Annotated in this window: 21 protein-coding genes; 9 read left to right on the top strand and 12 right to left on the bottom strand. The window is 62.7% G+C overall.

What is annotated here, in order from left to right:
• Positions 1-8 precede the first annotated feature (8 nt).
• A complete protein-coding gene (locus tag CCOS864_RS00545) occupies positions 9-1,523 on the bottom strand; it encodes a DUF3300 domain-containing protein (RefSeq protein ID WP_115084549.1) in 1,515 nt (504 codons plus the stop codon).
• A 155-nt stretch (positions 1,524-1,678) separates the two neighbouring features.
• Complete coding sequence (locus CCOS864_RS00540; RefSeq protein ID WP_115084547.1) at positions 1,679-2,992, bottom strand: sigma-54 interaction domain-containing protein; 1,314 nt, start codon at positions 2,990-2,992, stop codon at positions 1,679-1,681.
• Positions 2,993-3,242: 250 nt separating this feature from the next.
• Between CCOS864_RS00540 and CCOS864_RS00535 the strand changes: the two genes are divergently transcribed.
• The 3 genes from CCOS864_RS00535 to CCOS864_RS00525 are packed head-to-tail and all read left to right on the top strand — an operon-like array spanning position 3,243 to position 6,256.
• Positions 3,243-4,127 carry an MBL fold metallo-hydrolase gene (locus CCOS864_RS00535; protein WP_115084545.1) on the top strand — a complete coding sequence of 295 codons (885 nt, stop codon included), beginning with the start codon at positions 3,243-3,245 and terminating at the stop codon, positions 4,125-4,127.
• Between the two features lie 36 nt (positions 4,128-4,163).
• Complete coding sequence (locus CCOS864_RS00530) at positions 4,164-5,441, top strand: NAD(P)/FAD-dependent oxidoreductase (RefSeq protein WP_115084543.1); 1,278 nt, start codon at positions 4,164-4,166, stop codon at positions 5,439-5,441.
• Positions 5,438-6,256: a sulfite exporter TauE/SafE family protein gene (locus tag CCOS864_RS00525; RefSeq protein ID WP_115084541.1), complete on the top strand. Its 819-nt coding sequence runs from the start codon at positions 5,438-5,440 to the stop codon at positions 6,254-6,256. Before CCOS864_RS00530 ends, CCOS864_RS00525 begins: the two co-directional genes overlap by 4 nt.
• Before the next feature lie 4 nt (positions 6,257-6,260).
• On the opposite strand, the gene CCOS864_RS00520 is transcribed toward CCOS864_RS00525, so the two are convergent.
• The gene (locus CCOS864_RS00520; protein ID WP_115084539.1) at positions 6,261-7,148 is read right to left on the bottom strand and encodes a LysR family transcriptional regulator; all 888 of its coding nucleotides are present in this window, start codon (positions 7,146-7,148) and stop codon (positions 6,261-6,263) included.
• Positions 7,149-7,285: 137 nt separating this feature from the next.
• Between CCOS864_RS00520 and CCOS864_RS00515 the strand changes: the two genes are divergently transcribed.
• Both CCOS864_RS00515 and CCOS864_RS00510 read left to right on the top strand, forming a co-directional pair.
• Positions 7,286-8,935, top strand: a complete 1,650-nt coding sequence (locus CCOS864_RS00515; protein WP_115084537.1) for a GMC family oxidoreductase — start codon at positions 7,286-7,288, stop codon at positions 8,933-8,935.
• 100 nt (positions 8,936-9,035) lie between these two features.
• A complete protein-coding gene (locus tag CCOS864_RS00510; RefSeq protein ID WP_115084535.1) occupies positions 9,036-10,658 on the top strand; it encodes an MFS transporter in 1,623 nt (540 codons plus the stop codon).
• A gap of 173 nt (positions 10,659-10,831) precedes the next feature.
• On the opposite strand, the gene CCOS864_RS00505 is transcribed toward CCOS864_RS00510, so the two are convergent.
• From CCOS864_RS00505 to glyQ, 4 genes are all read right to left on the bottom strand, one after another.
• Positions 10,832-11,602 carry a lysophospholipid acyltransferase family protein gene (locus CCOS864_RS00505; protein ID WP_115084533.1) on the bottom strand — a complete coding sequence of 257 codons (771 nt, stop codon included), beginning with the start codon at positions 11,600-11,602 and terminating at the stop codon, positions 10,832-10,834.
• A gap of 61 nt (positions 11,603-11,663) precedes the next feature.
• The gene (gene gmhB, locus CCOS864_RS00500) at positions 11,664-12,197 is read right to left on the bottom strand and encodes a D-glycero-beta-D-manno-heptose 1,7-bisphosphate 7-phosphatase (protein ID WP_115084531.1); all 534 of its coding nucleotides are present in this window, start codon (positions 12,195-12,197) and stop codon (positions 11,664-11,666) included.
• A gap of 3 nt (positions 12,198-12,200) precedes the next feature.
• The gene (gene glyS, locus CCOS864_RS00495) at positions 12,201-14,255 is read right to left on the bottom strand and encodes a glycine--tRNA ligase subunit beta (protein ID WP_115084530.1); all 2,055 of its coding nucleotides are present in this window, start codon (positions 14,253-14,255) and stop codon (positions 12,201-12,203) included.
• On the bottom strand, positions 14,252-15,199 hold the full coding sequence (gene glyQ / locus CCOS864_RS00490; RefSeq protein ID WP_115084528.1) for a glycine--tRNA ligase subunit alpha: 948 nt from the start codon (positions 15,197-15,199) through the stop codon (positions 14,252-14,254). The genes glyS and glyQ overlap by 4 nt, the downstream gene beginning before the upstream one ends.
• Positions 15,200-15,281: 82 nt before the next feature.
• Here glyQ and CCOS864_RS00485 point away from each other — a divergent pair, with 82 nt between their 5' ends.
• Positions 15,282-15,833: a DNA-3-methyladenine glycosylase I gene (locus CCOS864_RS00485; protein ID WP_115084526.1), complete on the top strand. Its 552-nt coding sequence runs from the start codon at positions 15,282-15,284 to the stop codon at positions 15,831-15,833.
• A 39-nt stretch (positions 15,834-15,872) separates the two neighbouring features.
• On the top strand, positions 15,873-16,760 hold the full coding sequence (locus CCOS864_RS00480; protein ID WP_115084525.1) for a lysophospholipid acyltransferase: 888 nt from the start codon (positions 15,873-15,875) through the stop codon (positions 16,758-16,760).
• Between the two features lie 94 nt (positions 16,761-16,854).
• Here the strand turns inward: CCOS864_RS00480 and CCOS864_RS00475 are convergent, their stop codons facing one another.
• Genes CCOS864_RS00475 through def form a run of 5 tightly spaced genes read right to left on the bottom strand, consistent with a single transcriptional unit; the run spans position 16,855 to position 21,376 of the window.
• On the bottom strand, positions 16,855-17,166 hold the full coding sequence (locus tag CCOS864_RS00475) for a tetratricopeptide repeat protein (RefSeq protein WP_115084523.1): 312 nt from the start codon (positions 17,164-17,166) through the stop codon (positions 16,855-16,857).
• A 13-nt stretch (positions 17,167-17,179) separates the two neighbouring features.
• Positions 17,180-18,553 carry a Trk system potassium transporter TrkA gene (gene trkA / locus CCOS864_RS00470; RefSeq protein ID WP_010222685.1) on the bottom strand — a complete coding sequence of 458 codons (1,374 nt, stop codon included), beginning with the start codon at positions 18,551-18,553 and terminating at the stop codon, positions 17,180-17,182.
• A gap of 19 nt (positions 18,554-18,572) precedes the next feature.
• A complete protein-coding gene (rsmB, locus tag CCOS864_RS00465) occupies positions 18,573-19,883 on the bottom strand; it encodes a 16S rRNA (cytosine(967)-C(5))-methyltransferase RsmB (protein WP_115084521.1) in 1,311 nt (436 codons plus the stop codon).
• Positions 19,880-20,812, bottom strand: coding sequence for a methionyl-tRNA formyltransferase (gene fmt / locus CCOS864_RS00460; protein ID WP_115084519.1), 933 nt, complete (start codon positions 20,810-20,812; stop codon positions 19,880-19,882). The genes rsmB and fmt overlap by 4 nt, the downstream gene beginning before the upstream one ends.
• A 57-nt stretch (positions 20,813-20,869) precedes the next feature.
• Positions 20,870-21,376, bottom strand: a complete 507-nt coding sequence (gene def / locus CCOS864_RS00455; protein ID WP_115084518.1) for a peptide deformylase — start codon at positions 21,374-21,376, stop codon at positions 20,870-20,872.
• 241 nt (positions 21,377-21,617) lie between these two features.
• On the opposite strand from def, the gene dprA reads away from it, so the two are divergent.
• Positions 21,618-22,718: a DNA-processing protein DprA gene (gene dprA, locus CCOS864_RS00450; RefSeq protein ID WP_115084516.1), complete on the top strand. Its 1,101-nt coding sequence runs from the start codon at positions 21,618-21,620 to the stop codon at positions 22,716-22,718.
• A 37-nt stretch (positions 22,719-22,755) separates the two neighbouring features.
• Positions 22,756-23,313 (top strand): L-threonylcarbamoyladenylate synthase type 1 TsaC, encoded by a 558-nt coding sequence (gene tsaC / locus CCOS864_RS00445; protein WP_115084515.1) that lies wholly within the window; start codon positions 22,756-22,758, stop codon positions 23,311-23,313.
• Positions 23,314-23,373: the final 60 nt, after the last annotated feature.

Genomic DNA, 23,373 nt, shown 5'->3' with positions numbered 1-23,373 from the left:
CTCTCCTCTCAACGGCGACGGCCGCCACCGCTGGGTTGCATCCGCGCGGGTCGTTGCACCTGGTGGCCCGCAGACGCTGCGGACGGTCGGCTGGCGCTCCGTTGGCTGATCTGGCCACGATTACTCGCGATGCGTGACTGCGAAGGGTTGCGCACCCCGGCCAACGCATTGTTGCGGGGCGCCTGGGCGCTAACATGTTGCTGGCGAACTTGTTGGCGGACTTGTTGGTTGCGCCCCGGCTGCTGAGGCTGGCGGTTCTTCTGGGGCGCCTGCGCACGTTGGCGAGCCTGACCGTCATTTTTCAGTTGGCGGTCGGCGACCTGGGCGCGCTCGCGTGCGTTGCCGGACGGGTTGATGCCCTGCTTTTCCAGGCGCTGTTGGGCGCGCTCGCGGTCGGCACTCTGCACCCGTTGGCGGGCTTCAAGGTTACTGGTTGCCGGTGCTTCGATGCCGCGCTGTGCCAGGGTTTCACGGGCTCGCGCGCGATCTTCGACCCGGGCCGGCGTGTCTCCGCGGTAGGCAGTGCGCTCTGCGCTGCCGGGTAAGCGCCGGTCGAACTGGGTTCGACTGGCTTGGTCGCGGTACGGGACGCCGTCGCGATACGCAGGATTATGGCGCCAGTTGTTCTGGTTGGCATCGAGCCTGGGGTTGACGTTGTTGATATTGTTGTAGCGATTGACGTTGATATCGACGTCATGATCGTCCCAGTCACAATCCCCCCACAGTGAATTGACGATCGCTATTCCAGCACCGAAAGCCAGGCCGGTCGCTAAAGCCGTGCCGATGGCATACCCCGGTGGTGGCGGATAATACGCTGGAGGGTAGGATGGCGAGGACCAACTGCCGTACACCACAGAGGGGTTGTAGCTTGGCACGTATACAACCTGCGGGTTGGTCGGCTGGATAACGATAGTCTGTGCCGGCGCGGTACCTTGCACCACCGTGGTCGTGCCGCCTGCGGGGGCGCTTGACGGTTGCACGATAACGGTCTGCTGAGCGTTGGACTCCAGGTGGCCAGCAGCCTTGGCCTTGGCGCGCAGGCGCTGGACCGAGTTCATCACCGCGTCGGGCTGGGCGAGAAAGGCATCACCGACTCGCTGCACCCAGACCGGGTCCTGGCCAAGTGTGGCCAGCACCTGCGGAAAAGCCACCAACGATTGCACGCTGGGGTCCCAAGGTTGGTCGGCGACCTGCTTGACGGCGGCATCACCGCTGACGTTCGGATGCGCCTTGGACCAGACAACCGCGTCGGCGACATTGCCTGGATAGGTGGTGGCCATCAGCACCTGAGCCAGTAAAGCGTCCGGATACAACGCCAACGGTGCAAGCATTTGATCAAGCTGTTCGGCGTTGAACACCGCCTCGCTTGGCGTCGTCGGAGCGGCCGGTACAGCCGGTACAGCCGCTGCAGCCGTTGCAGGCGCCGTGGCGGTTGCCTTAGGTTGCGCATCCTCTTCGGAACAGCCAAAAAGCGCGAGTATGGCGATGGTGAGCAAGATCGCCCTGTGAAGGCAGGCAGACATGACGATGCTCCTGTGGCAGAAAAGACAGAGCGGAACGTCAGGCGCCCGGGCACCTGGTTACCGACTCGGCAATCGACGCATGGAAAGCTCTTCGCAGCGGGTGAGCAGTTTCAGCGTAGAAGAAAAAGCCGGGGTTTGTTGTTTCTGCGTCGGGCTCAAAGGCCCAATTCGCGCAGGCGTCGGTACAAGGTGCGTTCACTCATCCCCAGATGACGCGCCAGCTCACTGCGCGATCCATTGAAGCTGTCCAGGGCCTGGGCCAGCTGCCCGAGGTTGTCTTTGGATCGACGGCTCATGCTTGGCATCGGCCCAAGCACCGAACCGAGCTCCGTAGGCAGATGCTCGGCACGAATCAGTCCGTCGTCGGCGAACAGCCGCGCCCGCTCGAGGATATTGCGCAGCTCGCGAATGTTGCCGGGATAGGCGTACAAGTTCAGCCGTTTCATCGCTTGTGGATCGACCTGCGGCGCTGCAGAACCTGCCATTCGTTGCAGCAGGCTCTGGATCAACAACGGCAGATCATCGACCCGCTCGCGCAACGCCGGCAGGCGAATGGGGAAGCCGCTAATGCGGTAGTACAGGTCTTCACGGAAAGTGCCCGCCGCTGCCATTTCCTTGAGTGGTTTGTGGGTGGCCGAGACCAGTCTGAAATCTGAGTGAACCGTGCGCAGGCTGCCAACCGGGCGAAAGCTGCCGGACTCGATCAGGCGCAGCAGTTTGACCTGCATCGGCAACGGCACTTCGCCGATCTCATCGAGGAACAAGGTGCCGCCATGGGCGGCTTCCGCCAGGCCGATCTTGCGCTGGTGGGCGCCGGTAAAGGCACCCTTCTCGTAACCGAACAACTCACTCTCGAATAATGACTCGGTCAGGCCGGTGCAATCGACCACCACCAATGGGCCGTTTGCCCGTGGACTGCCCAAGTGCAGCGCGCGGGCAAACAGCTCCTTGCCGGTACCGGATTCGCCCTGGAGCAATACCGGGATTTGCGCAGGTGCCGCACGCTGAAGGCTCGCCAGTGCGTCCTGGAACGCCGGTGAGCGCCCGACCAGGCCGTGTTGTTGGGGCTGAGCCGAAGCGACGGTGATGCTGGTCAGGCGCTCGACAAAAGCTACCACCTCACCCTGCTTGTCGAGGATAGGGCGTAACTCGACGTCCACATGCTCCGGCCCGCGAGGGGTGTGGTGCACATGCAACACACGCTCGGGCAGCCGACTGTCCCAGGCCTTGCGCATCGGGCAGTGTTCACCGGCCTGGTCGCAAGGGACGGCGTAGTGGTGGGACACCCGGTGGCACTTGGCGCCAATGGGCGGCTGGCCGTCAATGCCGAACTGGCGTCGATAGGCACCGTTGGCGGCAAGAATGTTGTAGTCGGTGTCCAGCACGATGGTCGGCTGGGCGTCGTGTTCGAGGTAGGACACCAATGCCTGTACGGCAGGATGAGGAGCAACAGCAGTAGAGAAAGACATGGCGACACCTGGGCAAGCACGGGCAAAGCTTAACTGAAGGTGCCAGGGACTGCCAAAAACTGCCAGGTGCTGCCATGTCACTGCCAACTATGCTGACAGTCTGGCAGCGATGAGCGATATGCCGCCTGAAATACCGCCGTAACCATTGGGAAAAGGCCTACCTATTCCGTGGCACATATCTTGATGACAGCCTGTCCACTGCCAGCAAGGCTTCATACCTGGCACCTGTGATGAATTCGGAGCGTAGTAAATGATCATCGGCGGCAACTTGTATGTGGAGGCACTGTTCGACAGTGTGACTTCGACCATCAGCTACCTGGTGATGGACCGTAGCAGCGGCGACTGTGCCTTGATCGACAGTGTGCTGGATTACGATCCAAAGTCCGGGCGCACCACCAGTGCTTCGGCAGACAAGCTGATTGGCCGGGTGACTGAACTGGGCGGCAAGGTTCAGTGGATTCTGGAAACCCACGTACACGCAGATCACCTGTCTGCGGCGGCTTACCTCAAGCAGGCCCTGGGTGGCCAGATCGCCATTGGTAGCCAGATCACCCAGGTGCAGAAAGTCTTCGGCGCGCTGTTCAATGCCGATACCGGTTTTGCCCGCGACGGTAGCCAGTTCGATGTGCTGTTCGACGATGAGCAGCCCTTCACCATCGGCAACCTGCAAGCGCGTGCCCTGCACACGCCCGGGCATACCCCGGCCTGCATGACCTACGTGCTGGAGATCGAAGGACAGAGCATCGCCTTCGTTGGCGACACCCTGTTCATGCCTGACTACGGCACCGCCCGTTGCGACTTCCCTGGCGCCAGCGCGCGCACCCTGTACCGCTCGATCCAGCGCATCCTCGCCCTGCCCGCCGAGACGCGCTTGTTCATGTGCCACGACTACCTGCCGGGTGGCCGAGAATTACGTTACATGACCACGGTGGCCGAACAGCGCGCCAGCAATATCCATATCCATGAAGGCATCAGCGAAGACAGCTTCGTCGCCATGCGCGAAGCCCGCGACGCCACCCTGGAGATGCCGGTACTGATCCTGCCCTCGGTGCAGATCAACATGCGCAGCGGCCAGCTGCCCGAACCTGAAGAGAACGGAGTGCGCTACCTGAAGATCCCGCTCAACGTGCTCTGAGCTTCACCCCAGAATTATTATTAGAAGGACCCTGCCATGCATGCTCAACCCTCCCCTGCCGAGGTGCCGAAAGGCGACCATCATAAAGTGCTGATCGTCGGTGCCGGTGCCGCCGGTATCGCCGCCGCTTCCAGCTTGATCTGCCGCGACCCTTCGCTGGATGTCGCAATCATCGACCCGGCTGACGTTCACTACTACCAACCCGGCTGGACCATGGTCGGCGCTGGCATCTTCCAGGCCCCTTCGACGGCACGTACCATGGCTTCGACCATTCCTGGTGGCGTGCAGTGGATCAAGGCGCGGGTCGAGACCTTTGACCCGCAGGCACAAACGGTCACCCTGAATGACGGCCGTCTGCTCAGTTACGAGCAATTGGTGGTTTGCCCAGGGCTGAAGCTCGATTGGGACGCCATCGAAGGCCTGAGCGAAACCCTCGGGCGCAATGGCGTGACCTCCAACTACCGCTACGACCTGGCGCCCTACACCTGGCAATTAGTGCAGAATCTTCGTGAAGGGCGGGCACTGTTCACCCAGCCGCCGATGCCGATCAAGTGTGCCGGTGCACCGCAAAAGGCCTTGTACCTGTCTTGCGATCACTGGTTGCGCAACGGTCGCCTGGGGAACATCCAGGCACAGTTCTTCAATGCCGGTGGCGTACTGTTCGGTGTGCCCGACTATGTTCCAGCGCTGATGGAGTACATCGACAAGTACGCAGTCGACCTGCAGTACGCCCACCGCCTGGTTGCTGTCGATGGTCCGGGCAAGCGGGCGACCTTCGTGCGCACCCTGCCCGATGGCAGCAGCGAAACCCGGGTTCAGCCGTTCGACATGCTGCATGTTGTGCCGCCGCAGGTCGCTCCCGATTTCATCCGTAACAGCCCGCTGGCTGACCAGGCCGGCTGGATCGATGTCGACCCGGCCACCCTGCGTCACCAGCGCTACGCCAACATCCACGCCCTGGGCGATGGCATCAATACCAGCAATGCCAAGACCGCGGCGGCTGCACGCAAACAGGCGCCGGTGGTTGCCAATAATGTACTGGTGGCGCTGGGGCGCCTGCCCAACCTCGCCCACTATGATGGATATGGCTCCTGCCCGTTGACCGTCGAGCGCGGCAAGATCGTGCTCGCCGAGTTCACCTATGGCGGCAAGCTGGCGCCGAGCTTCCCGCGCTGGCTGCTCGACGGTCGCCGGCCGACGCGCCTGGCCTGGCTACTGAAGGCACAGATCCTGCCGCCGCTGTACTGGCGCTGCATGCTCAAGGGCCGTGAGTGGCTGGCCAAACCCCGGGTTACCGCCGAGGGCCTGCGGTGATCGAGCATCAGTTTCTTGCGGCAGGTTTGGGAGCGATCATTGGTGCGGTGCTGGCGCTGACCGGCGCCGGCGGCGGCATTCTTGCCGTGCCCTTGTTGGTATTCGGCCTGGGCTTGTCGATGGTCGAGGCGGCGCCAGTCGGCCTGCTGGCCGTCGGCATGGCGGCGGCGGTGGGTGCCCTGTTGGGATTGCGCCAGGGCCTGGTGCGTTATCGCGCGGCGCTGTTCGTGGCGTTGATCGGCATTGCTATCGCGCCCTTCGGCCTGATGCTTGCCCATCGTTTGCCGAACGGGCCATTGGCCCTGACCTTCGCCCTGGTGCTGGTCTATGCCTGTGCACGCATGCTGCTCAAGGCTCGCCGGGAGCTTCGCGGCGAGCCGCCATTGGGCCAGCGCATGGTCATGCCCTGTGTGCTCAACCCTTTGCAGGGGCGTCTGCGCTGGACCCTGCCCTGCGCCCGCGCACTGGCCTTTACCGGCGCGCTGTCCGGCTTGCTTTCGGGGTTGCTGGGTGTGGGTGGCGGCTTCGTAATCATCCCGGCACTGAGCCGCTACACCAACCTGGACATGAAGAGCATCGTTGCCACTTCGCTGGCGGTGATCGCCCTGGTGTCCACCGGCAGTGTGGTCAGCGCGACGGTCGGCGGCGTCATGCATTGGGCGGTGGGCGCCCCCTTTGCCGGCGGCGCCGTGCTCGGGCTGCTGCTGGCTCGCCAGGTCGCCAGCAAACTGGCCGGGCCGCGACTGCAGCAAATGTTCGCGGGTGTGGGTATCTGCGCGGCATTGTTGCTGGCGGTCAAAACCCTGGGCAGTTGACGCCCTACTCCGCCAGCAAGGCGTCCTGCTCTTGCGCGCACAGGGCCAGGAGGAAATCCCAGACCACGCGCAGGCGCACTGACTTGTGCAGCTCACGGCGGGTACAGATCCAGTAGCTGCGCTGGATGGTCTCGCTGGGCAGCACCCGCACCAGTGCCGGATCGTGGCGGGCCATGTAGTTGGGCAACACGGCGATGCCCAGGCCGGCGCGAGCGGCCTGTTGTTGGGCGATCACGCTGGTGCTGCGAAACGCGACATTGGGTGCCCGGCAGAAGCTGTTCAAAAACAGTAATTCCTGGCTGAACAGCAGGTCGTCGACGTAGCCGATCCAGCTGTGCTTGGCCAGGTCTTCGCGATGATTGAGCGCCGGCGCCTGGGCCAGGTATTCGGGGCTGGCGTACAGCGCCAGGCGGTAGTCGGTGAGTTTGCGAGTTATCAACAGGTCGGCGTTGGGTCGCTCAAGGTGAATGCTGATTTCCGCCTCGCGGTTGAGGATGCTGACAAACCGCGGTACTGCCACCAGCTCCACCTCAAGCCCCGGGTAGCGCTCGAACAAGCTGCCCATGCGCGGGGTGAAGAACATGATGCCGATGCCTTCGGTTACCCCCAGGCGAATCTTGCCCAGCGGGGTGATGGCCTGGGTGATCTCTTCCTGAGCCAGCAGGGCAACGTTTTCCATGGCTTCGGCGTGCTTGAGCAGGGCCTGCCCGGAAGGCGTCAGTTCGTAGCCCTGGGCATGCTGAACGAACAGCGCGGTGCCCAGACTTTGCTCGATATTGTCGATATGCCGGGCCACGGTGCTGTGGGTGGTGTTGAGGCGTTTGGCCGCGGTCAGCAGCCGGCCGCTGCGCTGCAACTCGAGAAAAAACCGCAGATCATTCCAGTCGAACATGCTTTTCCTTGTGAATCAGGTGTTCACGGACGTTGTGTTAAAACGCACAGCACTTGAGTGAAATCTAACGTTTTCATCCCGAAATTAATCAATAACATGGGCTGGGACAAGAATAATAATCAGGCGCGAGGTTGCCCATGCCATCAGCCGATCCTGTCTACGACTATGTGGTGGTGGGTGCCGGCCCTGCCGGATGCCTTCTGGCCAATCGTTTATCCGCCGAGCCAGGCTGCCGGGTGCTACTGCTCGAAGCCGGTGGGCGCGACAACTACCCCTGGATTCACATTCCGGTGGGCTACCTCTATTGCATCGGCAATCCCCGCACCGACTGGTGTTTCAAGACCCAAGCGCAACCCGGCCTCAATGGCCGTGCCCTGGGTTATCCACGGGGCAAGGTGCTCGGTGGCTGTTCGTCCATCAACGGCATGATCTACATGCGCGGCCAGGCTGGCGACTACGATCGCTGGGCCGAGCAAGGCAATGCCGGATGGGCCTGGAAGGATGTGCTGCCACTGTTCAAGGCCAGCGAAAACCACTTTGGCGGCGCCAGCGAAGCCCATGGCAATGAAGGCGAGTGGCGGGTCGAGCAACAACGCTACTCCTGGCCGATCCTCGATGCGTTCCGCGAAGCGGCGGCGCAGAGCGGCATCGCCAGCGTTGCTGACTTCAACACCGGGGATAACCAGGGCTGTGGATACTTTCAGGTCAACCAGCGTTCCGGCATTCGCTGGAACTCGGCCAAGGCCTTTTTGCGCCCGATCCTCAAACGTCCCAACCTGACCGTGCTGACCGATGTGCTGGTTGACCAGGTAGTGCTGGAAGACGGCCGTGCTTCCAAGGTACGTGCCCGCTGGCAAGGCAACTGGCAGAACTTCAGCGCACGCCGGGAAATCATCCTGTGTGCAGGCTCCGTGGGTTCACCCGGGATCCTGCAGCGCTCCGGCATTGGTCCGCGCGGCTTGCTCGAGAGCCTGGGGATAACTGTTCGTCACGAGCTGCCCGGCGTTGGTGGCAACCTGCAGGACCATCTGCAACTGCGTTTGATCTATCAGGTTACCCAGGCGCGAACCCTCAACCAGGTCGCCAACAGCCTCTGGGGCAAGCTCGGCATGGGCCTGCGTTACCTTTACGATCGTAGCGGTCCGCTGGCGATGGCGCCGAGCCAATTGGGGGCTTTTGTTCGTTCCGGGCCCGAACAGGCTTCGGCCAACCTGCAGTACCACGTGCAGCCCCTGTCGCTGGAACGCTTCGGCGAGCCACTGCACCGCTTCCCGGCGTTTACTGCTTCGGTGTGCAACCTGCGCCCGGCCAGCCGCGGGCGTATCGATATCCGTTCGGCCAACCCGGACGATGCACCGCTGATCGATCCCAACTACCTGAGTGACCCCGAAGACCTGCGCGTTGCCGCTCAGGCCATTCGCCTGACCCGCAAGATCGTCCGGGCCCCTGCCCTGGCTGCCTTCAGCCCGCGCGAATACCTGCCCGGCCCGGACCTGCAAAGCGAAGAGCAACTGCATGAAGCCGCCGGGCAGATCGGCACTACGATCTTCCACCCGGTGGGTACTTGCCGCATGGGCAACGGGCCGCTGGATGTGGTCGACGACCAGTTGCGGGTGCACGGCGTGCCGGGGCTGCGCATCGCCGACGCCTCGATCATGCCGCAAATCGTCTCCGGCAATACCTGCTCACCGACCCTGATGATTGCCGAGAAGGCGGCGCAATTGATTCGCCAGGGGACGTTATCCACAACCAGCATCGACGAAAACACCGCCGTACCGACGCCCTGACCAGGGTGCGTAGCAACAACGGCGCCGGACGCAGTCTGCCGGCGCCGACAGTGGAACAACAAGAATAATCACTGGGGCCTGCAGGCCGAGGACAGCAACGATGTCGGATTACATTCAAGAGCAGGGCGCTGCAACGGCGAGCAATAGTCGCCGGGAAGAACGCAAGATCATTTTCGCGTCATCCCTCGGGACGGTTTTCGAGTGGTATGACTTTTTTCTTTATGGGGCGCTGGCCGCGGTCATCAGCAAGCAGTTTTTTGCCGGGGTGAACGACACCACTGCCTTTATCTTTGCCTTGATGGCCTTCGCCGCCGGTTTCCTGGTGCGGCCCTTCGGCGCGCTGGTGTTCGGCCGCCTGGGCGACATGATCGGACGCAAGTACACCTTCCTGGTCACCATCGTGCTGATGGGCCTGTCGACCTTTGCCGTTGGCCTGTTGCCGACCTATGCCAGTATCGGCATTGCTGCACCGATCATTCTGGTGGTGTTGCGCATGCTTCAAGGCCTGGCGCTGGGCGGCGAGTACGGTGGCGCAGCCACTTATGTTGCCGAGCATGCACCACCCGGCAAGCGCGGCTTCCACACCGGTTTTATCCAGTCCACCGCAACCCTCGGCCTGCTGCTGTCGTTGCTGGTGGTACTCGGCAGCCGCTATATCAGCGGCGACCAGTTCGAAGTCTGGGGCTGGCGCTTGCCGTTCCTGCTGTCGATTGTGCTGCTGGGGATTTCCACCTGGATTCGCATGAGCATGCATGAGTCGCCAGCCTTCGTGAAAATGAAGGCTCAGGGCAAGACCAGTAAAGCGCCGATCCGCGAGTCGTTCGGTTCCTGGCCCAACCTCAAGGTGGTGCTCACTGCGCTGTTCAGTATCAACGCCGGCCAGGCGGTGACCTTCTACACCGCGCAGTTCTATGTGCTGTTCTTCCTCACCCAGATGCTCAAGATGGACCCGGCCCAGGCCAACACCCTGCTGATCATCAGCGTGGTGATCGGCGCGCCGTTCTTCGTGTTTTTCGGTTGGCTGTCGGACCGGGTCGGGCGCAAGCCGATCCTGATGCTCGGCTTGCTGCTGGCCACGGTGCTGTATTTCCCGCTGTTCAAGGCCCTGAGCTACTACGCCAACCCGCAGATCGACGCCGCCAGCCGTCAGGCGCCAATCGTGGTGATGGCCGACCCGCAAGGCTGCACCTTCCAGTTCGACCCGGTGGGCAAGGCGCGTTTTGACAGCCCCTGCGACAAGGTCAAGACCTTCCTGGTCAAACAGGGCCTTCCCTACAGCTCGGCTGAAGCGGCCGCTGGCGCCGAGGTGGTGGTGAGTATTGGCGAGCAGCAGATCAGCGGCTTTGACGAAGCCGCCATGCGCGCTGCCATCGACAAGGCCGGCTACCCGGCCAAAGCAGACCCTGCCAGCGTCAACCAGCCGATGGTGGTGCTGCTGATCGTGGCCATGATCCTGATCGCGACCATGACCTACGGCCCGCTGGCGGCGGTGATGGTCGAACTGTTCCCGACCCGTATCCGCTACACCTCGATGTCGCTGCCCTACCACATCGGTAACGGCTGGTTCGGCGGCTTCCTGCCCACCGTGTCCTTTGCCCTGGTGGTGTACACCGGCGACATTTTCTACGGGCTCTGGTACCCGGTGTTGATCACCGGCATCAGCCTGGTGGTGGGGCTGTTCTGCCTGAAAGAAACCCGTGACGTGGATATCGACAAGGTGTGAGGATTTGCAGGCACAAAAAAACCGGCGTAAGCGCCGGTTTTTTTATGCCGCGAAAAAACTTATGCACGATTTTCAGAAAACAGTCATACAGAGAAATAAGTAGCTAAATTAATCACTTAGCGGATTTTTCGCTGAGAAATCCAAATACTGTACACAAGTTATCCACAGATCGGTCAGGCCACGCCTTGCGCTTGGTTTGGCGCTGCTGCAGGCAGTGAGCCGAGGTCACGCTGGGTTTGTTCGTTCCACGCAGCAGCACGGTCGTTGAGCTCGGCAATGGCCCGTGGGCCGCTACCTTCGGCAAACATCGGGGCGCCAATCACCACCTCGATGGTGCCGGCGCGCTTGCCCCAGCCCTGCTTGGGCCAGAACTTGCCGGCGTTGTGGGCGATTGGCAGCACCGGCAGGCCAGCGTTCACCGCCAGCGCGGCACCGCTGCGCGAGAACTTGCCGATCTGGCCAAACGGCACGCGGGTGCCTTCGGGGAAGATCAGTACCCAGACGTTCTCCTTGAGCAGCTTGTCGCCCTTGCTGGCAACTTGCTTCAAGGCCGCCTTGGGGTTGTCGCGGTCGATGGCGATCGGCCGCAGCATGGCCATGGCCCAGCCGAAGAACGGCACATACAGCAGTTCACGCTTGAGCACCTGGCTCAAGGGCGAGAAATAGGCGGAAAGGAAAAAGGTTTCCCAGGTGCTCTGGTGGTTGGAGAGGATCACGCAGGGTTGCTTGGGGATGTTCTCAGCCCCGGTGACCTTGACCTTGATGTTGAGAAACACCCGTACCAGCACCAGCGCAAAGCGGCACCAGTAGACGTTGATGAAGCGGTAGCGGGCGCTGAATGGCAGAAACGGCGCGATAAAAAAGCTCAGGGTGCACCACAGCAAGGAGCTGGTACCCAGCAGCAGGTAAAAAAGAAAAACTCTGATCGCCTGCAAGATCGACATAGCGGCATGTACCGTTGCGGGCTTGCCCGCCTAGTAAAAGTGCGCCTGTTTTGCAGACGCGCTAGTTGTGGATAAGTTCTCTGGCGATGGCTGCCAGATCATCGAAAATCAGCGTGTTCTCTGGAATTCCCTTGCTCAGGGTCTTCTCGCCTTTTCCGGTTTTTACCAGAATCGGTTGAGCATCGACGGCCAAAGCGGCTTCCAGGTCACCCTTACTATCACCGACAAACCACACGCCGGCCAGATTCACGTCGTAATGCGCGGCAATGCTGGTGAGCATGCCCGGCTTGGGTTTGCGGCAGGCGCAGCCCTCATCGGGCCCGTGCGGGCAATAGACGATCAGCCCGACTTCGCCACCCTGCTCGGCCACCAGCTTGCGCAATTGCGCATGCATGGCGTCGAGAGTAGCCAGGTCGTAGTAGCCACGGGCAATGCCGGACTGGTTGGTGGCAACCGCCACCGTCCAGCCGGCCTTGCTCAACTGCGCAATCGCTTCGATCGAACCCGGGATCGGAATCCACTCGTCCAGCGACTTGATGTAGGCGTCGGAGTCCTGGTTGATCACCCCGTCCCGATCGAGAATCAGCAGTTTCAAGACTTACCCCAGCAGCGAAATGTCGGCCACGCCCAGGAACAGACCGCGCAGGCGGCTGAGCAGGGCATAACGGTTGGCGCGGACATTGGCGTCGTCGGCGTTGACCATCACCGCCTCGAAGAAGGCGTCGACCGGTTCACGCAGGGCTGCCAGGCGCGCCAGCGATTCGCTGTACTGGCGCGCGGCAGCCATTGGCTGCACGGCCTGGTCGGCTTGCTGGATGGCCGAGTACAGGGAGAACTCGTTGGCGTTGTCGAAGTACTTCGGCTCGACCGTGGTGGCGACAGCGCCTTCGGCCTTGCTCAGCAGGTTCGACACGCGCTTGTTCACCGCGGCCAGGGCAGCGGCTTCCGGCAGTTGGCGGAAGGCCTGGACGGCCTGCACGCGCTGGTCGAAGTCCAGGGCCGAGCCTGGCTTGAGGGCACGCACCGACAAGTAGGTGGCAACGTCGATACCCTCGTCTTCGTAACGGGCACGCAGACGATCGAAGACGAACTCCAGTACCTGCTCGCCCAGGCCGGCGGCCTTGACCTTGGTACCGAACTGGCTGACTGCGAAGTTCACCGCTTCGTTCAGGTCCAGGTCCAGCTGTTTCTCGATCAGGATGCGCAGTACGCCCAGCGCTGCACGACGCAGGGCATAGGGGTCCTTGCTACCGGTCGGGAGCATGCCGATACCGAAGATACCCACCAGGGTGTCGAGCTTGTCGGCGATGGCCACAGCCGCGCCGGTCAGGGTCGACGGCAGTTCGGCACCGGCACCGCGCGGCATGTACTGCTCGTTCAGGGCCAGGGCAACGTCTTGCGGCTCGCCGTCGTTGAGCGCGTAGTAGTAGCCGGCAACACCCTGCATTTCAGGGAACTCGCCGACCATTTCGGTGGCCAGGTCGCATTTCGACAGCAGCCCGGCACGCGCCGCACGTTGGGCGTCGCCGCCAATGCGCTGAGCGATGAAGGCAGCCAGCTTGGCAACCCGCTCGGCCTTGTCGAAGACACTGCCCAGCTGGGCCTGGAACACTACGTTCTTCAGGCGCTCGTTGAAGCTTTCCAGCGGCTGCTTCTTGTCTTGCTTGAAGAAGAATTCGGCGTCGGTCAGGCGTGGGCGCACGACCTTCTCGTTGCCTTCGACGATCTGCTTCGGATCGCGACTCTCGACGTTGGCCACGGTGATGAAGCGCGGCAGCAGCTTGCCGTCGGCATCCAGCAGGCAGAAGTATTTCTGGTTGTCCTGCATGGTGGTGATCAGGGCTTCCTGCGGTACTTCAAGGAAGCGTTCCTCGAACGAGCACACCAGCGGCACTGGCCATTCAACCAGGGCGGTCACTTCATCGAGCAGCGCTGGCGGCACGATGGCGCTGCCTTCCTGTTGCATTGCCAGTTCGGCGGTACGCTTGCTGATCAGCTCGCGGCGCTCGGCAAAATCTGCCAGGACGTACGCCTTGCGCAGGTCTTCCTGGTAGTTGGCCGGGGCGCTGATGCGCACGTTTTCCGGATGGTGGAAGCGGTGGCCACGGGATTCACGACCGGCAGTCTGCGCCAGCAGGGTGCAGTCGACCACTTCGTCACCGAGCAGCATGACCAGCCACTGGGTTGGACGCACGAACTCTTCCTTGCGTGCACCCCAGCGCATGCGCTTGGGGATCGGCAGGTCGTTGAGCGAGTCTTCGACGATGGTTGGCAGCAGGCTGGCGGTGGCCTTGCCCGGGATGTGCTGTGAGAAGCGCAGCTTGGCGCCGCTCTGGTCGATATCCGACAGCTCTACCCCACACTTCTTGGCGAAGCCCAGGGCGGCCTGGGTCGGGTTGCCTTCAGCATCGAAGGCGGCCTGGCGTGGCGGGCCGTCGAGGTTGACGCTGCGGTCCGGCTGCTGGGTGTCGAGGTTGCGGATCAGCACGGCCAGGCGGCGCGGCGCGGCGAACACCTGCTTGTCGGTGTAGTTCAGGCCAGCGGCCTGCAGGCCTTTCTCGATACCGGCGAGGAAGGCGTCACCGAGGCTGCTCAGGGCCTTGGGTGGCAGTTCTTCGGTGCCCAGTTCAACCAGGAAATCTTGAGCACTCATTGTGCAGCCTCCAGCTTAGCCAACACTTCATCACGCAATTCAGGGGACGCCATCGGGAAGCCCAGCTTGGCGCGGGCTTGCAGGTAGCTCTGGGCTACGGCCCGGGCCAGGGTCCGTACGCGCAGGATGTAACGCTGACGCTCGGTCACCGAGATGGCGCGGCGGGCATCGAGCAGGTTGAAGGTGTGCGAGGCCTTGAGGACCATTTCATAGGTCGGCAGCGGCAGCTCCAGCTCGATCAGGCGGTTGGCTTCGCTTTCGTAGAAGTCGAACAGTTCGAACAGCTTCTCGACGTTGGCGTGTTCGAAGTTGTAGGTCGACTGCTCCACTTCGTTCTGGTGGAACACGTCGCCGTAGGTCACCTTGCCGAACGGGCCGTCGGTCCAGATCAGGTCGTAGACCGAATCCACGCCTTGCAGGTACATGGCCAGGCGTTCCAGGCCGTAGGTGATTTCACCGGTGACCGGGAAGCATTCGATGCCGCCCACTTGCTGGAAGTAGGTGAACTGGGTGACTTCCATGCCGTTGAGCCAGATTTCCCAACCCAGACCCCAGGCGCCGAGGGTCGGCGATTCCCAGTTGTCTTCGACGAAACGGATGTCGTGCACCAGCGGGTCGAGGCCGATGGCTTTCAGCGAGCCCAGGTACAGTTCCTGGAAGTTCGCCGGGTTCGGCTTGAGGACCACCTGGAACTGATAGTAGTGCTGCAGGCGGTTCGGGTTTTCGCCATAACGGCCATCCGCCGGACGACGGCTAGGCTGCACATAGGCGGCGTTCCAGGTTTCCGGGCCGACGGCGCGCAGGAACGTGGCAGTATGGAAAGTGCCGGCGCCTACTTCCATATCGTAGGGCTGAAGCACCACACAACCTTGCTCGGCCCAGTAGTTCTGCAGGGCGAGGATCAAGTCTTGGAAGGTACGCACGGCTGGCGTAGGCTGGCTCACGAAATTCACCTGTTTCTAGGGCTGCGAATATAAAGAGCGGGAGTATAACCCGATTCGCGCAGGCCTCTACCCTTGGAGCCTTATGCCACGTTGCTTTTGGTGTACCGACGATCCGCTTTACCAGGCTTACCACGACCAGGAATGGGGCACGCCGCAGCGTGATCCTGGCCAGTTGTTCGAGATGTTGCTGCTCGAAGGCTTCCAGGCCGGGTTGTCGTGGATCACTGTGCTGAAGAAACGCGAACGCTACCGTCAGGTGCTGTTCGGCTTCGATCCGCAGCGCCTGGCACAAATGAGCGATGAAGAGATCGAAGAGCGCATGCTCGACCCGGGCATCATCCGCAACCGCCTCAAGCTCAATGCCGCGCGGCGCAATGCGCGGGCCTGGCTGGCGCTGGAGAACCCCGTTGAATGGCTTTGGTCGTTCGTCGGCGGCGCACCGAAGATCAATCATTTCGGCCAGCGCAGCGAGGTCCCGGCAGTCACCGATGAGGCCAAGGCAATGAGCAAGGCACTGCAGAAAGCCGGCTTCACCTTTGTCGGCCCGACTATCTGCTACGCCTTCATGCAGGCCACCGGCATGGTCATGGATCACACCCGCGATTGTGATCGCTACGCCGCTCTGCTGCGCTGAGGGTTACAATGGCCGGCTTGCAGAAAGAGGAACCAGCCTGTGGATAAATTCAAGGGCGCCTTGATGGTCGGGGCGTTGCGGTTGTTTGCCAAACTCCCCTGGGGCGCGGTACAGCGAGTCGGCGCGGCCATCGGCTGGATCATGTGGAAGGTGCCGAACAGTTCGCGCAACGTCGTGCGCATCAACCTGGCCAAATGCTTCCCGGAAATGGACCCGGTTGCCCGTGAGCAACTGGTTGGCCGGACCCTGATGGACATCGGCAAATCCTTTACCGAAAGCGCCTGTGCCTGGATCTGGCCGGCCCAGCGCTCGCTCGACCTGGTGCGCGAGGTCGAAGGCCTGGACGTGCTTGAAGCTGCCTTGGCGTCGGGCAAGGGCGTGGTCGGCATCACCAGTCACCTGGGCAACTGGGAAGTGCTCAACCACTTCTATTGCAGCCAGTGCAAACCGATCATTTTCTATCGCCCGCCCAAGCTCAAGGCGGTTGATGACCTGTTGCGCGAGCAGCGCGTGCAGCTGGGTAACCGCGTGGCCGCTTCCACCAAGGAAGGCATCCTGAGCATCATCAAGGAAGTGCGTAGAGGCGGTCAGGTCGGCATTCCGGCAGACCCGGAGCCGGCCGAGTCGGCGGGGATCTTCGTGCCGTTCTTCGCCACCAAGGCGCTGACCAGCAAATTCGTGCCAAACATGCTCGCTGGCGGCAAGGCAGTCGGGGTGTTCCTGCATGCCCTGCGCCTGCCGGATGGCTCTGGCTTCAAGGTGATCCTGGAAGCGGCGCCCGAGGCGATGTACAGCGAAGACACCGAAACCTCGGCGGCGGCCATGAGCCAGGTGGTCGAGCGCTATGTGCGGGCGTATCCGAGCCAGTACATGTGGAGCATGAAGCGCTTCAAGAAGCGTCCGGCGGGTGAGCCGCGCTGGTATTGAGCTCCCTATCGCAGGCAAAGCCAGCTCCCACAGGATCGAGTTTGGCCATCAATTGTGGGAGCCGGCGTTGCCGGCGATGGACCGCGAAGCGGTCCTAAACAGCCTTGTCGAGCTTCTTCAGAAACACCGTCATCTCTTTCTCGGCCTGCTTGTCGCCATGGACGCGAGCCGCTTCCAGCCCCTGCTCCCAGGCCTTGCGTGCACCCGCCAGGTCTCCCTGTAGCTGATGCGCCTTGCCCAGCAGCTTCCATGCCGCCGAATACTTCGGGTCGTGCTCAACGCAGCGCTGCAAGTGCACGGCCGCCTCGGCGCCATTGCCTTCATCGAGCCAGGCCTTGCCCAGGCCAAAGCGCAACAGGGCGTTATCCACACCCTTGGCCAGCATCTTTTCCAGTGATTCGCGCATTCCAGGTCCCTCTTTAGAAGAAGCTCAACCCTACATGGAACAGCTTCTCGACGTCACGGATGTACTTTTTATCCACAACGAAGAGGATCACGTGGTCGCCGGCTTCGATCACCGTGTCGTCATGGGCGATCAGCACTTCTTCGTCGCGAATGATCGCGCCGATGGTGGTGCCCGGTGGCAGGGCGATGTCTTCGATGGCCTTGCCGATCACCTTGCTCGACTTCGAGTCGCCGTGGGCAATCGCCTCGATGGCCTCGGCCGCACCGCGGCGCAGCGAGTGCACGCTGACGATATCGCCGCGGCGCACGTGAGCCAGCAGGGTGCCGATGGTGGCCAGCTGCGGGCTGATGGCGATGTCGATTTCGCCACCCTGGACCAGGTCGACATAGGCCGGGTTGTTGATGATGGTCATTACCTTGCGCGCGCCCAGGCGCTTGGCCAGCAGCGAGGACATGATGTTGGCCTCGTCATCGTTGGTCAGGGCCAGGAAGATGTCGGCTTCGGCGATGTTCTCTTCGAGCATCAGGTCGCGGTCCGAGGCGCTGCCTTGCAGTACCACGGTGCTTTCCAGGGTGTCGGACAGGTGCCGGCAGCGTGCCGGGTTCATCTCGATAATTTTCACCTGGTAACGGCTCTCGATGGCCTCGGCCAGGCGCTCGCCGATCTGCCCGCCGCCGGCGATGACCACGCGCTTGTTGGTCTCGTCGATGCGCCGCAGCTCGCCCATCACCGCACGGATGTGCGCCTTGGCGGCGATGAAGAACACTTCGTCGTCGGCCTCGATGACCGTGTCGCCTTGGGGCAGGATCGGCCGGTCACGGCGGAAGATCGCTGCCACGCGGGTGTCGACATTGGGCATGTGCGCACGGATCTGGCGCAGTTGCTGGCCCACCAGCGGTCCGCCGTAGTAGGCCTTGACCGCCACCAGTTGGGCCTTGCCTTCGGCGAAGTCGATCACCTGCAAGGCGCCGGGATGTTCGATCAGACGCTTGATGTAGTGGGTTACCACCTGCTCGGGGCTGATCAGCACATCGACCGGGATGGCGTCGTTGTCGAACAGGCCGGCGCGGGTCAGGTAGGCCGATTCGCGCACCCGGGCGATCTTGGTCGGGGTGTGGAACAGGGTATGGGCGACCTGGCAGGCCACCATGTTGGTCTCGTCGCTATTGGTTACCGCCACCAGCATGTCGGCATCGTCGGCGCCGGCCTGGCGCAGCACGGTCGGAAAGGAGGCACGGCCCTGCACGGTACGGATGTCCAGGCGGTCGCCGAGGTCGCGCAGGCGGTCGCCATCGGTGTCGACCACGGTGATGTCGTTGGCTTCGCTGGCCAGGTGTTCAGCCAGCGTACCGCCGACCTGCCCTGCGCCGAGGATGATGATCTTCATCCGCTGTTCCCTTCTCTTGTTATCCGCGCACGGCGGCGATTTTGATCAGCTTGGCATAGTAGAAGCCGTCGTGTCCGCCTTCCTGGGCCAGCAACTGGCGGCCATGGGGCTGGCGGATACCGGCCTGGGTCGCCAGGTCCAGCTCGCGGGCACCGGGGGTGCGGGCGAGGAAGGCCTCGATCACTTCGGTGTTTTCCGTCGGCAAGGTCGAGCAGGTGGCGTAGAGCAGGATGCCGCCGACCTCGAGGGTTGGCCACAGGGCGTCGAGCAGCTCGCCTTGCAGGCTGGCCAGGGCGGCGATGTCGTCGGCCTGGCGGGTCAGCTTGATGTCCGGATGGCGGCGGATCACCCCGGTGGCTGAACACGGCGCATCGAGCAGGATGCGCTGGAAGCCTTTGCCATCCCACCAGCTGGCGGTGTCGCGGGCGTCGCAGGCGATCAACTGGGCGTCGAGGCCCAGGCGATCGAGGTTCTCGCGCACGCGGGTCAGGCGCTTGGCCTCAAGGTCGATAGCGACCACGGCGTCCAGCCCCGCTTCAGCTTCCAGCAGGTGGCAGGTCTTGCCACCCGGGGCGCAGCAGGCGTCGAGCACGCGCTGGCCGGGGGCCAGGTCGAGCAGGTCGGCGGCCAGTTGTGCGGCTTCGTCCTGGACGCTGATCCAACCCTGGTCGAAACCGGGCAGGCCGCGTACATCGCAGGCTTCGGCGAGCAGGATGCCGTCGCCGCTGAACTGGCAGGGCGCGGCTTCAAGGCCGGCTTCACGCAGCAGTTCGAGGTAGGCATCGCGGCTGTGATGGCGGCGGTTGACCCGCAAAATCATCGGCGGGTGGGCGTTGTTGGCAGCGCAGATGGCTTCCCATTGCTCGGGCCAGAAGGCCTTGAGCGACTTTTGCAGCCAGCGCGGGTGCGCAGTGCGCACCACCGGGTCGCGTTCCAGCTCGGCGAAAATCTCGCTGCTTTCCCGTTGCGCACGGCGCAGCACGGCGTTGAGCAAGCCCTTGGCCCAGGGCTTTTTCAGCTTGTCGGCGCAGCCTACGGTTTCGCCGATGGCGGCATGAGCGGGGATGCGCGTGTAGAGCAGCTGATACAGGCCGACCAGCAGCAGCGCCTCGACATCAGCGTCGGCGGCCTTGAACGGCTTCTGCAGCAGGCGCTCGGCCAGGGCCGACAGCCGTGGCTGCCAGCGCGCGGTGCCGAAGGCCAGGTCCTGGGTCAGGCCACGGTCACGTACTTCGACTTTGTCCAGCTGACTTGGCAGCGAGCTGTTCAGCGATGCCTTGCCACTGAGTACTGCCGCCAGGGCGCGGGCGGCTGCCAGACGTGGATTCATTGGCCAAGTACCGTGCCGGTGGCGAATTTCTCGCGGCGACTGTTGAACAGGTCACTGAAGTTCAGCGCCTTGCCGCCAGGCAGTTGCAGGCGGGTCAGGCACAGCGCCTGCTCACCGCAGGCGACGATCAGGCCGTCCTTGCTGGCAGAGAGGATTTCCCCTGGGTTGCCCGAGCCTGTGGATAAGCTGGCGGTGATCACCTTCACGGCTTCGCCGTTGAGGGTGCTGTGGCAGATCGGCCATGGGTTGAAGGCGCGAATCAGGCGCTCCAGCTCAACCGCCGGACGGCTCCAGTCCAGGCGCGCTTCGTCCTTGTTCAGCTTGTGTGCATAAGTGGCCAGGCTGTCGTCCTGGACTTCACCCTGCAAGGTGCCAGCGGCGAGGCCCGCAACGGCCTCGAGCACGGCTGGCGGGCCCATTTCGGCGAGGCGGTCGTGCAGGGTGCCACCGGTGTCGCTGGCACTGATCGGGGTGCTGACCTTGAGCAGCATCGGCCCGGTGTCCAGGCCCGCTTCCATGCGCATCACGGTGACGCCGCTTTCGCTGTCACCGGCTTCGACCGCACGCTGGATCGGCGCGGCGCCACGCCAGCGCGGCAGCAGCGAAGCATGGCTGTTGATGCAGCCCAGGCGCGGAATATCCAGCACCGCCTGGGGCAGGATCAGGCCATAGGCGACCACCACCATCAGGTCCGGCTGCAGGGCTGCCAGTTCCGCTTGTGCCTCGGCGTTGCGCAGGGTCGGTGGTTGCAGGACCTGGATGCCGTTATCCACAGCCAGCTGCTTGACCGCGCTTGGCATCAGTTTTTGCCCACGACCGGCCGGACGGTCCGGCTGGGTGTAGACCGCCACCACGTCATAGGGGCTGTCGATCAGGGCCTTGAGGTGTTCGGCGGCAAACTCTGGGGTGCCTGCGAAGACAATGCGCATGGAGTTCTCGCTTAAAAAGAAAAAGGCTTGCCGGAGCAAGCCTTTGGGAAGAGGAGATCAAGCTTGCTGGCGATGCTGTTTTTCCAGCTTCTTCTTGATCCGGTCGCGTTTGAGCGTCGACAGGTAGTCAACGAACAGCTTGCCGTTGAGGTGGTCGCATTCGTGCTGGATGCACACCGCCAACAGGCCTTCGGCGATCAGCTCGTACGGCTTGCCGTCGCGGTCCAGCGCCTTGACCTTGACCCGTATCGGGCGATCGACGTTCTCGTAGAAGCCGGGCACCGACAGGCAGCCTTCCTGATACTGATCCATTTCGTCGGTCAGCATCTCGAGTTCGGGGTTGATGAACACCCGTGGCTCGCTGCGGTCTTCGCTCAGGTCCATGACCACGATGCGCTGGTGCACGTTGATCTGGGTGGCGGCGAGGCCGATGCCAGGGGCTTCGTACATGGTTTCAAACATGTCATCGATCAACTGGCGAACGCCGTCGTCGACTTCGGCCACCGGTTTGGCGATGGTACGAAGGCGCGGGTCCGGGAATTCGAGGATGTTCAGAATGGCCATAAGCGTATGAGCTGCACTGTGCGATGAATTACAAACATGAGTACACATAATAAAGGGATTCGGCGCATTCGGCACCTGGCAAAGGTCAGCTAAGGTTTCAGGGTGCTTTTTCACCCGTGTCTGCAAGCCTGAAGGACTGCCCTCGAGGGAAATCCTTCAACCGGTTGTCAAAGTATTATCAACAGAGTTATCCACAGCTTCTTCACGGCTGGCCCAGGCTGCCCGATCAAGGATGATCGTCATGTCGCAACCCTTATCGCCGGCGTGTTCACCCGCCGAACTCGAAGCGCGCTTGCGTCTTCATTTGCTGCCGTCCCTGGGGCCGCGGCGTTTTCATACCCTTATCCAGGCCTTTGGCAACGCCTCTGCGGCACTCAGTGCGCCGGCCGCTGCCTGGCGCGTGCTGGGCGTGCCAACGGAGAGCAGCGATGCCCGGCGCAGCCTTGAAGTGCGTGACGGCGCGGCAGCGGCAATGCGCTGGCTAGAGGCCCGCGACCAGCATTTGCTGATGTGGGATGACCCCTGCTACCCAGGCTTGCTGGCCGAACTGGGGGACGCCCCGCCGCTGCTTTTTATCGCCGGCAACCCGGCCATTCTGGAAAAACCGCAGTTGGCGATCGTTGGCAGTCGAAGGGCGGCGAGGCCTGCGCTCGATACAGCAGCGGCCTTCTCTCGAAGTCTTGCCCGGGGTGGTTTTGTCATTACCAGCGGCCTGGCCCTGGGGGTCGATGGCGCTGCGCATCAGGCTGCCCTGGACGCCGGCGGGCAGACCATCGGTGTGCTGGGTACCGGGCTGCAAAAATTTTATCCACAGCGCCACAGAGCGCTGGCGGCGGCGATGATCGAGCGAGGTAGCGCGGTGGTCTCCGAGTTTCCGCTGGATGCCGGGCCTGTGGCCGGTAATTTTCCCCGGCGAAACCGGATCATCAGCGGCCTGTCGCTGGGTGTGCTGGTGGTCGAGGCGAGTCTTGCCAGTGGTTCGCTGATTACCGCGCGACTGGCGGCTGAGCAAGGCCGCGAGGTGTATGCCATTCCAGGCTCGATTCACCACCCCGGCTCCAAGGGCTGTCACCAGTTGATTCGTGATGGCGCCTTGCTGGTGGAAACCGTCGACCAGATCGTCGAAACCCTGCAGGGCTGGCAGCGCTTGCCGCCCTTGCAATCGCCTGTAACCGCCAGCCATGCCCTGGTCGACTTGCTGCTGGCCGCGCCGCAAACCACCGAGGGCCTGGCCAGTAGCAGTGGCTGGCCGTTACCCAGGGTGCTGGCCGCGCTGACCGAGCTGGAATTGGCCGGAAGGGTCTGTAATGAAGCTGGGCGTTGGTTTGCCCGGCCCGGCTAAGTACACTGCTCATCTGCCTTTATGCGGAGTGAAAGCAATGGTGAGCAGTTGGCGTGTGCAACAAGCCGCGCGTGAAATTCGGGCAGGTGCGGTGATTGCCTATCCGACCGAAGCGGTCTGGGGCCTGGGTTGTGACCCTTGGAACGAAGAAGCGGTGGATCGCCTGCTGGCGATCAAGTCGCGTTCGGTCGACAAGGGGCTGATCCTGATCGCCGATAATATCCACCAGTTCGACTTCCTTTTCGAGGATTTCCCCGAAACCTGGCTGGACCGCATGTCTGCGACCTGGCCGGGGCCGAACACCTGGCTGGTGCCGCATCAGAACCTGCTGCCGGAGTGGATTACCGGGGTGCATGACACGGTGGCGTTGCGCGTTAGCGATCACCCGGTCGTGCGGGATTTGTGCGCACTGGTCGGGCCGCTGATTTCCACGTCGGCCAACCCGCAAGGTCGCCCGGCTGCCAAGACCCGTTTGCGCGTCGAGCAGTATTTCCGCGGGCAGCTGGACCTGGTGCTCGGTGGCGCCCTGGGTGGGCGGCGTAACCCGAGTGTGATTCGTGACCTGGCGACCGGTGAGATTGTGCGGGCCGGCTGAGGGCCTCATCGCTGGCAAGCCAGCTCCAGTAGGAGCGGGCTTGCCCCGCGATCAATTCAC

This window comes from Pseudomonas wadenswilerensis (genome assembly GCF_900497695.1).
Taxonomy (GTDB): domain Bacteria; phylum Pseudomonadota; class Gammaproteobacteria; order Pseudomonadales; family Pseudomonadaceae; genus Aquipseudomonas; species Aquipseudomonas wadenswilerensis.
This window is presented reverse-complemented; position numbering and strand designations above follow the sequence as displayed.